The organism is Tenacibaculum sp. SG-28, assembly GCF_002954385.1.
Classification (GTDB): Bacteria; Bacteroidota; Bacteroidia; order Flavobacteriales; family Flavobacteriaceae; genus Polaribacter.
This window is the reverse complement of the sequence record NZ_MQVY01000002.1, coordinates 167,690-180,533: the sequence shown is the minus strand read 5'-3', so window position 1 is coordinate 180,533 and position 12,844 is coordinate 167,690. Positions and strand designations below refer to the sequence as shown.

Here is a 12,844-nt window from a genome sequence, read left to right as displayed (position 1 = left end):
TTATAAGATTTTTTTAACACTTTAATTTCTTTACGGTATTAAAAGACTGTCTTTTATTTAACATAGTTTCGTTATTTTTGTGACATGACTAAAAAAATGAAAATTGACGGAATCGATAAGATAATCATTAAACGTTTGGTTAAAGACGCCCGTACACCTGTTTTAAGTATTGCCAGAGAAGTGGGTATTTCAGGAGCCGCGATTCACCAAAGATTGCGAAAACTTGAAGAATCGGATTTGATAAGTGGTTATAAAATGGTGCTAAACCCAAAATCATTAGGATACAATACCACTGCATTTGTTGGAGTTTTTTTAGATTCTTCTAGTTTGTATTCTTCAGCAATTAAGCGTTTAAATGAAATACCAGAAATAGTAGAAAGTCATTACACTACTGGGAACTATGCAGTATTTATTAAAATAATGTGTAAAAATAACGAAGACTTAATGCACCTTTTAAACAAAGATATTCAAACCATAAAAGGGGTATCGAGAACAGAAACTTTTATTTCTTTAGACCAACAAATTAACAGGCAAATTAAAATTTAAATGACCGACTTTTTACTGTATTTTAAAATGGGTTTATATCATGTTTTAGATATAAATGCCTACGATCATATTTTATTCCTTATTGTTCTTGCGGTAGTATACCAGTTCAAGCAATGGAAGAAGGTGTTTTGGTTAATCACCCTGTTTACTATAGGGCATTCTATAACACTTGCGCTTTCGGCATATGGGGTTATAAACGTTAGAGCAGATTTGGTGGAGTTTTTAATACCATTAACTATTTTTATAACCGGTGCTGCGAATGTTTTAACGGCAAAAAAAGCCTCCGTTGGAAAAGAGAATCAAAATTTACTATTCGCTTTATTTTTTGGTCTAATTCACGGTTTAGGATTTTCAAATTATTTTAAGATGATGATAGGAAAGTCTTCGGATAAATTACTTCCCTTATTCGAATTCGCACTGGGTATTGAGGTTGCTCAGGTGATTATCGTTTTAGTAATTTTAGTAATTGGGTCTCTATTACAAGGTATTTTGGGAGTGAATAGAAGAGACTGGATTTTAGTTAGCTCTTCCATAGTAATAGGCTTTGCTCTGCAAATGATGATCGACCGAGTTTTTTGGTAAAAATTTAGTGCAACTTTATTATTCTGATTAACTTAGCAAGTGTTAAATATTTTGACTTTGAACGAAAAACAACGTAAATATGATATTGCCTATTTAAAAATGGCAGAGGAATGGAGTCAATTGTCTCATTGTGAACGAAAAAAAGTTGGTGCTTTAATCGTGAAAGATAGAATGATTATATCCGACGGATATAACGGAACTCCATCTGGATTTGAAAACTTTTGTGAAGATGAAGAAGGGTATACGAAGTGGTATGTTTTACACGCTGAGGCAAATGCGATATTAAAAGTTGCATCTTCGACCCAATCCTGCCAAGGAGCTACCTTGTACATAACACTATCTCCATGTCAGCAGTGTAGCAAATTAATCCATCAAGCAGGAATAAAACGCGTAGTATATTCCAATGCTTATAAAGATCCTTCCGGTTTGGAGTTTTTAGAAAAAGCGGGTGTAGAATTGACCTATTTACCATATGAAAAAAAATAATCTACCCATATATTTTTCCTTGGCCGTAGTATTCGGAATATGTATAGGAACCCTTTTCAGCAAGGGAGATGATAGCATCGTAAATACCTCTTCAGCTAATGAGCGTAAGATTAGACGTTTAATTCGATTTATACAAAGCGACTACGTCGATGCTGTAGATACGGATAAATTGCTCGACGGAGCTATTGCTGAAATGCTTGAGAAGTTAGACCCTCATTCGGTGTATATACCAAAAGAAAACTTGGCATTGGTTACAGAAAGTATGCAAGGAAATTTCGTTGGTATTGGAGTTCAGTTTCGCATTGAAAGCGATTCCATCACAGTTATCCATCCTATCGAGGGGGGGCCTAGTATTAAAAAAGGTATTGTAGCAGGAGATCGGATTTTGATGGCAGATAACGATACATTATTTGGTAAAAATCTTACAAATAATGCGATACTGAAACGTCTGAAAGGACAACCAAATACAGAAGTTGCTCTTCAAATATACAGAAAGACAAACGATAGTTTATTCAATGTAGTGATTCCTCGAGGAAAAGTTAATATCAAAAGTGTTGAAGTTGCCTATATTTTGAAGGATAGTATAGGGTTTATTAAGTTAGATCGTTTTGCTAGAAATACGTATAGAGAATTTAAGTCGGCACTAGATCAATTAATTGCCCAAGGAATGACCAGCTTAGTACTCGACTTAAGAGGAAATGGTGGTGGTTTTATTGATATTGCAAATAAAATTATCGATGAGTTTTTAAAAGAGGACCAGTTAATAGTATATACAAAAAATAACAAAGGGGATGTAAACGAATCTTTTGCGACCAACAGAGGTGAATTTGAAGATGGAAAACTTTACGTTTTAATGGATGAAAATTCAGCTTCAGCCTCTGAAATTGTTGCCGGTGCCATACAAGATAATGACAGAGGTACAATTATTGGAAGAAGGTCTTTTGGAAAAGGTTTGGTGCAGCAAGAAATGGATTTGGGCGATGGCTCAGCAATACGATTAACCACAGCCCGATACTACACACCAACAGGACGTTCTATCCAGAAACCCTATGTGTCTGGGTCCAATGGTATTTCTCCTAATACAACTGGTCAAGAGAATCTAAACTTTTCTTATCAAGATGAAGTTAACCAACGATATGAAAATGGAGAACTTTTTCACAAAGACAGTATACAAATAAACGATAGTTTACAGTATAAAACTCCGCAGGGAAAAATTGTTTTTGGAGGAGGTGGCATTATTCCAGATGTATTTGTTCCATTAGATACAACCTCGTATTTACCAGTATATTTCTTTGGACCGTTGGATGATTATGCTTTTGATTATGTAGACAAGAATCGAAAAGAACTCCAAAGCTTAACTATTGATGATTTTATTTCGAATTTTGATAAAAATCAAGCTGTATCGGATGCTTTTTTATTGAAATTTAAAGAGGATGATTTATCTGAAAAGACCAAAAAGCAATTGCGCAAAAATGTGAAAACATTAATTGGAAGAAACTTGTTTAATGAGGAAGGATTGTACAAGATTAATGAGCAATATGACAAGGTAATACAGAAGGTTTTTAGTCTAGAACAGGTAGAGTAAGTGCAGTTTTAAGCCAAGAATTTTTCCTTTGGAAGTTAGTGCAGTGTAACTTTGAAATTAATTTCAAAGTTAAAAATTATGATTTCTTTTGTTTCGATTTGTTTTGGGAAATGAAGTGGAACGCCTACTTCCAGATTTACAAATATTTTTTATAGTACAAACAGTTTAAAACCATATTATTAGCTTTTTACGATACCCTAATTGATTTTTACAATTATGGCAAATAATTGTATCTTCGCAGCTTGAGAATGTAAGCGATTCATCACCGTATTTTGTAAGATAGTTTTCTAAGAGAGCCAAAAAAGAGAGTTATAAAGTTTATAAACGTAATTTATTAGAGGGATACTTTAGAGTTTACACACAAACTAAATTTACCTTGGTAAATTATACATAATTCGAACTCTTTATCGACAGTATCATTCAATCGATATAAATTAGATAGATTGTGTTGTAATATTTTGTATATTACCTATAATGAATCAACTATTTACGTTTTCAAGTATGTTTTTTACAAGACTTAATGTTATTATATTAAAAAAAAATAGACAAGAAATGAGGCAAAATTTGCAAAAAGTATTTATGCTTATCATACTTATAAGTAGTGCAGTTTATTCTCAACAAGACCCACAATACACCCAATATATGTTTAATACTATGAGTATTAATCCTGCCTATGTTGGTTCAAAAGGACATAGTGTTTTTAATTTACTTGCCCGAACCCAATGGGTAGGTGTAGAAGGTGCTCCTGATACACAAACATTAAGTTACGATACGCCATTAGGTTACAGCGGTGTTGGGCTTGGGTTTAATTTAGTTAACGATGCTATAGGCCCTGCTACAGAAACCTATTTAGACGCGAATGTGTCGTATACGATTCGAACGAGTGAAGAGGGAAATCTTGCTTTGGGTTTAAAATTAGGAGGAAGGTTGTTAAACGTAGATTGGACAAAGGGAATATACCAAGACCAAGACGATAACCAATTAGCCACTCCTATTAATGAGCTCTTACCAACAATAGGTGCAGGTATTTATTATTATCAACCTAATTGGTATGTAGGGCTATCTATTCCTAACTTTTTAAGAACAGATCACTATGATGATTCTACAGGAGGGACCGTTGCCAAAGAGAGAACCCACTTTTTTCTAATTTCTGGCTTTGTCTTTGACTTAAATGAAAGTATCAAATTTAAACCAGCAATTTTATCCAAAATAGTAAGTGGAGCTCCTTTGTCGCTTGATATTTCCGCCAATTTCTTGTTTAATGATAAATTTAGAACAGGAATAGCCTATCGTTGGGGAGACTCTATAAGTGCTTTGTTAGGATTTCAAGTAAGCGATACATTTCAAATTGGTTATGCGTATGATTTAACTACCTCTAATTACAGTAATTACAATTCGGGAACACACGAACTCATGATGCGTTATGAGATTTTTAGAGGTATGCCAATGAAGTCCCCAAGATTTTTTTAAAAAGTTTGAGACCTTATGAACACCAGATATATTTTACTCGTCTTATTGGTAGTAATCAATATTTCTAATACCCATGGCCAACGCCGGTATGCAGCGGATAGATATTTTAAAGAGTTTGGATATCAAAAATCAGCAGAGCTTTATCAAATTATTCACGATAAAGGCGATAATTCTTATGTGGTTATGAGTCGCTTAGCAGATTCGTATTATTTTATTTCAGATTATCAAAAAGCAGAGAAGGCATACGCTGAATTGATGCGTAAGTATGAAAACATAGCCTCTTCAGAGCATGTTTTTAGGTATGCACAGGTTTTAAAAACCAATGGTAAAATTGCATTATCTGACCAATGGTTACTAAAACTAAAAGCGATTGACAACCAAGATAGCCGAGTTGCTGATTTGGAAAAGAATTCCAATTATTTTGAGGAACTCTCTAATACCTCTAAAAAATATATCAATATCCATAACTTGTCTATCAATACAGAATTTTCTGAGTTTAGTGGGTTTATGCAAAACGATTTTTTTTATTTTTCTTCTACTAGACCAGATGCTCAGAACAAGAAACTATATGCTTGGAATAACCAACCATTTTTGAATATTTACCAGTCGCGACAGATATATGTAAATGATAATTCTATACTGGACGCGGGTGATGTCAAAAAAGTAACAACCTTAAGTTCCAAATTTCACGAATCTAATCCTGTTTTCACAAATGATGGAAGTACAGTTTATTTTACAAGAGATAACAACGATGGTAAACGCTTGAAAGGTGGGAAAAGGCGTGTTGCAAATCTAAAAATTTACAAGGCTAAAAAAGGTTCTAAAGGATGGGGGCGTGTGGAAGAGTTACCCTTCAATAATGACGAATATTCATCAGGTCATCCAGCCCTTAGCGCAGATGAGAAAACTCTTTATTTCTCTTCCGATAAACCAGGAGGTTTTGGAGAGACAGATTTGTACAAAGTATCCATAAATTCTGATGGAAGTTATTCCGAACCTGAAAATCTCGGGAAAGCTATCAATTCCGAAGGCAAAGAATTATTCCCTTTCATCGGGGCGAATAACATGTTATATTTTGCTTCCGACGGGCATGTTGGCTTGGGTGGTTTGGATATTTTTGAGGTATCCTTGGAGGAAAATAACAAAGGGCCTGTAAATTTAGGAGTTCCAATTAACGGACCACGAGACGACTTTGGATTTGTAAGTAATGAGGCAAAGTTAGTTGGCTTTTTCTCCTCTAACAGAGAGGGAGGTAAGGGAGATGACGATATTTATAGTTTTAAAATATATTATTGTAATGCTTCTATACGTGGTATAGTTACCGATGCAAAAACAGGTTTACCTTTGAAAAGTGCTACTATCAATTTAATGGATCAAAGTGGAGTGATTCTTGCACAATCGTATTCCAAAAATAATGGATCTTATCTTTTTTCAAATGTAGATTGCGACAAATATTACAATATTACAGCCTCCAAAGAGGATTATAAATCTATTCAACATTTGAATGAATACGTAAGTAAAGAGAATGTAAAAGTTAAAAAAGATTTTACAATAACTCCGCTTGTTGTAGACGATCAAATTGTTATTAATCCCATTTATTTTGCATATGATTTACATACTATCACAGAGGAAGCAGAATATGAATTAGAGCATATTGTCTCTGTAATGAATAATCATCCAAATATGATCATTAAGATAGAGTCTCATACAGATAGCAGGGGGTCTAGATCTTATAATAAAACACTATCCGACAAAAGAGCAAAGGCAACACGTGATTATATAGTCTCTAGAGGAATATCCGCAGATCGTATAGAAAGTGCTATTGGCTATGGAGAGGTTCAATTATTGAATGACTGTGGAGATGATAATCAGAGCAAATGCTCTGAAGAGGAACATGCAAAGAACAGAAGATCATACTTTATTATAGTTAGTGATACTATAAAATAATAGGATGTTTTTTACGCTTAGGCTATAGAAAAATAACCTATGCCCATTATCTTTAGGCAGATTTTTTAACCAGTGTTTATTTTTAGGACTTAGGTAGTAATTTATGTTTTCGATTGGTTTGTGCTCATCTAGTACTTTATTTCAACCGCTCTTTTTCTAGACTTCCACTTTCTTCTAATTATGGTACTCTTTTATCATATGTTAGGTTTATCATCATCTCTTATACCAATTTCTAAAACAATTGTAAAATTGTTTCTTGAGTAAGTATACAATACAGTTGTATTCTTAATAAATTTTTACAAACCATAATTCCTTATATAAGTGATCGTATTAAAATTATCTCTTCGAAGTAGGTTGTTAGATTTACTGTATTGTATTTTAAAATTAAGGTAAGTAAGATGCATTTTCAGCGCCTAAATATTCTCTCTATTAATTTTTGACTTATGTACTACTATTCTTTTATTCCCATTATTAACACTATATGTGGTATTACAATTCGGATGCTTTAGGAATACAAACTTGTGTTGAGAAAACACACACGTTAGATTTATACCTCCATACTTCAAAGGATTTTTGCTTAAGAGGTATTCCAATAAAATGATATAATAGGATAAATATTACTAAAGTAATGCACAAAAAACAAACTTTTAGGCTTTAAGATTTAACGTTTATGACTTAATTTTTTTACATCAAAGGATTTCTTTAAAAAGTACTTAAAATAGTATCTAACTTTGAATTGGGGAAATTAAATTATTCAAATTGTTTTTTTAGATTTTAAAAACTACTTGTAATAATTGGGGGGAGTATATGCTTGATCAAGCTTTTTATATCCAGATATTCAAACAAAATTATTATCCATTAGTACAAATGAAAATTATTTGCACTAGGCTTAGTTTGTTAGAATTTATATTTCAACATTATTTTTATTCGAAATTAAACTATTAACTGGTAGTCAGATATTTATATCTGCTTACTACTTGATTTTTTAAATTATGTAAATCGGTTTTTTGAAATGCAAGAAATCGTAACGGAAGGTTTTTGTCTTCCTGTAAAATAATAAGATATAAACATTAAAGGTTAGGTTGCTGCCTTGCAATTTGCTAAAAGTGACAATGTTAACCACTACTAATTTAAGAAAAATGAAAAAATTATTATTACTATCGTTTGCGTCAGTTCTATTTTTTAGCTGTTCTGAATCTGAGGATGAAACTGGAATAAATGCAATTCCAAAAGCTGAAATTGTTGCAATAGTAAATCAAACGCCAGAAACAGCAGGTAAGGGAGCTAGTGCTTCTAACAAAGATGTTAAAAGAGGAAGTATTTACCCTTGGGTAAGTGAAGTAGACATGACCTTCACGCAAACTGTTTCTGCCTATGCTAAAGCTGAAAATTTTAAACTTGTAAAAAATAATAAAGCAGGAGCTGCTTCTAACTTTGTAGTAAAAGATATTGCGCTTGGACCTAATGAAGTTGTAGTTACTACTAAAACAGACAGCGATCAGTTGTTTCAAACGGATTTTGAAAAAAATGGTGCTACAAGTAGTAATATTACACAAAAATTAGAGGATTATAAGACCATAAATCCTTACGTGTTATATAACAATACTCCATTTACACAAGAAATTAAAGCAGCCGGGCCAAATATTGTTAATGTGGATTTAACTACACAACACGGAAGAAGAATTTCTTCTTTAAAATGGGCAAACGATGCTATCTATAAAACCGAAGGTTATGCCATGGTTAGTTTTATTGATGTAAATGGTGTAGAGAGCACACAGTACAAATTAGAAGAAAATGATGTGGCTTTTAACTATTGGTCAAATGACGATGCTGTAGATGGAAATGAAATTACCATCAAAGCCGAAATTTATTCTGCAAATGGGACACTTATTGACACATTTACAAGAAAAATTGAAGTTACAGCTTCAACATCAACTACTTGTTCGTATATCATAAAAGATGATGAATTATTTAGAGAATCTAAAGTGAATTTAACTTTCCAAGAATGGGTTGAAATAAACTGTACGGATTGCTAAAATATGGAAAATAAATTGATGAAATTGTTCCTTATTATAATTCTATTATTTACAATGGATTCATTTGGGCAACGTTTTGAATTATATACTGGATTATCCTCCAACAAAGATAAGGATCTAGGTAATGGGTATATGGCTGGCTTTAACTTTATTATGGACATGAACCAAAGAGAGGGAAGAGAATGGGCCAACAGAATATTATTCGGAATGGAGCACTCTGGTTACTACTCTGACAAATTACCTTTGTCAGAGGGCCAGGGAAGCTATGAAGAGGTTTTCGAGGATTGCGATTGTGTTCACACACAACATAATTTAGGTAGTGAGAGGAAGTATTTACGGAGACAAGTGCGTGGGGTTTCCTTAAATTTCGGGATAGAAGCATACAAAGGCTTTTATCTTTTAACAGGTATTACATCCTACAATCACATAAGTGAAATTAATAGGAATAAAGTTTCGCAGTTTAGAACTACGCTTATTGATTTTGGAGTTAAATATTTTATCGGTGTCAAAAACTGGTTTTTTGCACCTACCATTAAATTCAATTCTGAATCTGTATCCTTTGGTATCGGGGTTAGTTGGAACCATTTATAGATTTATGGTTTATTTTGGTTTATACTATGTACTAACACGAATAGTTTTATACATATATCAAACCAAAGCTATCCTCTCTTAATAAACAATAGAGTTACTAATGAATTGCTCTAGAACATAATAACGCCTATAGTAAATAGCTAATGTATGTTCTAGAGCAATTCATTTTTAACAATAAAACTCCAGCCATCTGAATAGGTGGTTTTTTTATTCCATATTTTCTTAATTTTGTGGTCTAATTAAAGCACAGAACGAAATGGGACTCTCTGTCTAAAAATATATTTTTAATGCGCTAATAACTCATAATTGCTTTAGTACAATACAAAAACCTAAACAGCTTTTTAGAATGGATAAGGCAAGTGGTACTATTTTTAACGGAATATTTACCCTGTATAAATATCACTAAGTTTTCAATTTATATCCTCTAAAATCTTACCCTTAATCTCAAAGAGGCTATCATAGGTTTTATTTCATATACAACAATCTTTTTTTCAATAATTAGTGATAAAAGACCTCTACATTTCTTCTTTAAAATACCTTGTGAAGAATGAAAATATTTTTCAAAGAAGTTACCTATTGTAAAATTTACGTTTTTTAGAATTACAAGTATAAGTTTTGGATATAATCATATGCTTGGTACTGTTTATTAAGACAACAAAAACTTACATTAGAAATACTAATAAGGATATACATTTTTTTAAGGGCTACCTTATGCGCACTGGTAACACTTTAATCTAATTATTCTTCTTTTAAGGGATTTGATTGGTTGTCTTTCTCATTAGGAGATTCACCGAAAGGTTTTTACACTTTATCCATATTTGACTGTAAGCATCTTCAAAATTATCGAATTTAGATGAGTTTCCTTGTGAATATTTAACCAATATCAAAGTTACTATGTTTATTAATCTCCATAATTCTCAGAAGAGTTCAAGAAAGTTTTACTTTCTTTTATTCCTTATTTCGGTATTAAGTTTACCCAATGCATATGCACAATTAAGTGATTTACATTATCTACCACCTTTAAAGCAGGTCGGTGACGGAACAGCAGTTCGAGAGCAAGCAATTTATCTTTCTACACCAGAGACTAATTCGTTCACGGTGACTCTATATAGAGGTAATAGCAATGTGCCCTATGCTACTTTACAAAATTTATCCAACGCGAATTCCATAACCTATAATTTACCCGATGGAGATAATAACATTTCTCTAGTTACCGACAATAATACTGGAAATGTTTTGTCTAACAGTGGATTACGAATAGAATCTTCAGGAGGTGAAAAATTTTATGTGAACTACAGAGGAAGACAACCTGCGCAAGCAGTATCCTTAACCTCTAAAGGAAGAAAAGCGATGGGTAAAAAATTCAAATGGGGAGGAATTCCTCTCAGGTCAACCTCCACAAATTCACAATCCGCAACATTAGGTATCATGGCTACTGAAAACAATACCTCGATAACGATATCTGGTTACCATCAAAATTGTGTTTTCCGTCAAGGAACTAATAATGCTGGAATTACTGCAAATCAAATAACGATTACTCTAGATTTTGGTGAATCCTATGTGCTTGAGGCAGTGCTTGATGCAGCAGCTGCAAATGAAGATGGCTGGTTAGGAGCCTCTATCGAATCGGATAAAGATATTGTTATCAGTAATGGAGGCTTATTAAATATGATTTTGGCTAATTCTCCATCAAGAGATGGAGGTATCGACCAACCAGTACCGGAAGATATTATAGGTAGAGAATATGTGTTTGTTAGAGGAAACGGACTCAGTTCTATGGAAAAGCCTATAATTATAGCCACACAAAATAATACAGATATAAACATTGGAGGAAATTATGTTACTACTATAAACAATGGCGATTATTATGAAGTTTCCTCTGCGTACTACTCAGGAAATAGTGTTGGAGCAAATATGTATATAAATACTTCCAAAAGCGTGTATGCCTATCAGGCCCTTGCGGGAGCTGCTACAGAACCGACAGGAGGTTTAAATTTTATAGCTCCAGTAAATTGTTTAATGCCAAAAGTATTGGATAGAATTCCGAATATTCGCGATGTAGCAGGACTACCTTTTAATGGTGGAGTTACAATTATCGCCTCAACTTCGACCCCGAATGGAAATATTATCGTTACCGATGATAACGGACCAGTCACGCTTCCTGCACCAATTAACGTAGCCGGAACTAACGATTGGAAAACATTTTATATCTCTGGGTTAAATGGAGATGTAACAGTAAATTCTTCTGGCCCAATATCTGTTGGGTTTTTAGGATTTAGTGGAGCCGCTGGAATTGCAGGATATTTTTCGGGATTTGATACCGCTCCAATTATTGATTTGAATATTACCAATGGAGGATGTTTACCAGGAGGGACAATTGAAGAGGCAACAGGTAATTTTGATAGTTATAAGTGGTTTATGAATGGTCAAGAAATACAAGGAGCTACTTCTTCTTCGTATACACCACCTGCAAATATATCGTATGCAGAAATTTTTCTCAGGGTAACACAAGGAACTTGTGAGTTTGATTCTAACTCAGTTACTTTATATCATTGTAATCCAGATATTGTTCTCAATAAATCTGCTGACGCGACATTTTTTAATGCAGGAGATGTGGTCAATTTTGATATTTCTGTAGAGAGTAGAGGCGTAAATCAGGTTACCAATGTAGTAATCTCCGATAATCTTCCTGCCGGTTTAACTTTTGTAAGTGCGTCTCCAAGTCATGGTACTTGGTCTACTACAAATTCGGAATGGATAATTGGATCTATGGATGCTGGAGATCTACATACGCTAAACATTACTGCAACTGTTGATAGTCCTGCCTTTTTTAGTACCATAACAAATACCATAACCAATACACAAGATCAAATAGATTCTAACAATACCCCAGATGATCCAATAGAAGTACTTAATATTTTTGGAGATATCGATGGCGATGGAATTCAAGATAGCGTTGATTTAGATAACGATAATGATGGAATTTTAGATACCGTTGAGGAGAACGGAGTTTCCAATCGGGATACTGATGGCGACGGTACTCCAGATTATTTAGATTTAGATTCTGACAATGATGGTTGTTTTGATGCCTCAGAGTCTGGTGGAGTAGATGCAAATTCTGATGGTGTTCTAGATGGCACGGGCTACGATTCTGATGGTAAAGTTACTGGAGGGACTGGAGGTTATAATGGAACGACCGGAAATGAAATAGAGGCCACTAAAATACAAATTGACACAGAGCCCAGTTCAGCTGAAATTTGTTTGGGAGAAGAAGTTTTATTTGCATCCATATCTTCCTCTTTGAGTACTACGGTTTTTACGGGAGTTCCCCCTACCACGACACCAGATTATAGTATTAGTACGGAAACAACAAATGGATTGCAATACCAATGGGAAGTGCAGCTTGGCGGAACTGGATCTTGGAGTGCAATCACTAATGGAGGTATATACAGTAATGCTACAACTGCGGAATTATCTATCACAAATCCACCGTTGAGTGCCTCCTCTAATAAATATCGTTTGGTATTAACAAGCACTAAAAACGTATGTACTGAGGCTATTTCTTCGGAAGTACTTTTGACCATCAATGATTTGCCAGTGG

Annotated in this window: 9 protein-coding genes; all 9 read left to right on the top strand. The window is 33.7% G+C overall.

Annotated elements, in window-relative coordinates; all coding sequences use genetic code 11:
* Positions 1-96 precede the first annotated feature (96 nt).
* Positions 97-546 (top strand): Lrp/AsnC ligand binding domain-containing protein, encoded by a 450-nt coding sequence (locus BSU00_RS05745; protein ID WP_105003914.1) that lies wholly within the window; start codon positions 97-99, stop codon positions 544-546.
* Positions 547-1,128, top strand: coding sequence for a HupE/UreJ family protein (locus tag BSU00_RS05740; protein ID WP_105003538.1), 582 nt, complete (start codon positions 547-549; stop codon positions 1,126-1,128).
* A 57-nt stretch (positions 1,129-1,185) separates the two neighbouring features.
* Positions 1,186-1,614 (top strand): dCMP deaminase family protein, encoded by a 429-nt coding sequence (locus BSU00_RS05735; protein ID WP_255402298.1) that lies wholly within the window; start codon positions 1,186-1,188, stop codon positions 1,612-1,614.
* Positions 1,601-3,199, top strand: a complete 1,599-nt coding sequence (locus BSU00_RS05730) for a S41 family peptidase (protein WP_105003537.1) — start codon at positions 1,601-1,603, stop codon at positions 3,197-3,199. The genes BSU00_RS05735 and BSU00_RS05730 overlap by 14 nt, the downstream gene beginning before the upstream one ends.
* Before the next feature lie 579 nt (positions 3,200-3,778).
* The gene (locus BSU00_RS05725; protein ID WP_233188609.1) at positions 3,779-4,669 is read left to right on the top strand and encodes a type IX secretion system membrane protein PorP/SprF; all 891 of its coding nucleotides are present in this window, start codon (positions 3,779-3,781) and stop codon (positions 4,667-4,669) included.
* Positions 4,670-4,684: 15 nt separating this feature from the next.
* Positions 4,685-6,616 carry an OmpA family protein gene (locus BSU00_RS05720; protein WP_105003536.1) on the top strand — a complete coding sequence of 644 codons (1,932 nt, stop codon included), beginning with the start codon at positions 4,685-4,687 and terminating at the stop codon, positions 6,614-6,616.
* 1,139 nt (positions 6,617-7,755) lie between these two features.
* Positions 7,756-8,652 (top strand): hypothetical protein, encoded by an 897-nt coding sequence (locus tag BSU00_RS05715; protein ID WP_146104807.1) that lies wholly within the window; start codon positions 7,756-7,758, stop codon positions 8,650-8,652.
* 54 nt (positions 8,653-8,706) lie between these two features.
* The gene (locus tag BSU00_RS05710; RefSeq protein WP_105003534.1) at positions 8,707-9,243 is read left to right on the top strand and encodes a hypothetical protein; all 537 of its coding nucleotides are present in this window, start codon (positions 8,707-8,709) and stop codon (positions 9,241-9,243) included.
* 894 nt (positions 9,244-10,137) lie between these two features.
* On the top strand, positions 10,138-12,844 hold a 2,707-nt coding region (locus BSU00_RS05705), incomplete at its 3' end, for a DUF11 domain-containing protein (RefSeq protein WP_105003533.1).

Bases quoted from the DNA above. Each gene is read 5' to 3' on its own strand.
- BSU00_RS05745 (WP_105003914.1), top strand. From the start codon at position 97: ATGAAAATTGACGGAATCGATAAGATAATCATTAAACGTTTGGTTAAA.
- BSU00_RS05740 (WP_105003538.1), top strand. From the start codon at position 547: ATGACCGACTTTTTACTGTATTTTAAAATGGGTTTATATCATGTTTTA.
- BSU00_RS05730 (WP_105003537.1), top strand. From the start codon at position 1,601: ATGAAAAAAAATAATCTACCCATATATTTTTCCTTGGCCGTAGTATTC.
- BSU00_RS05725 (WP_233188609.1), top strand. From the start codon at position 3,779: ATGCTTATCATACTTATAAGTAGTGCAGTTTATTCTCAACAAGACCCA.
- BSU00_RS05720 (WP_105003536.1), top strand. From the start codon at position 4,685: ATGAACACCAGATATATTTTACTCGTCTTATTGGTAGTAATCAATATT.
- BSU00_RS05715 (WP_146104807.1), top strand. From the start codon at position 7,756: ATGAAAAAATTATTATTACTATCGTTTGCGTCAGTTCTATTTTTTAGC.
- BSU00_RS05710 (WP_105003534.1), top strand. From the start codon at position 8,707: ATGGATTCATTTGGGCAACGTTTTGAATTATATACTGGATTATCCTCC.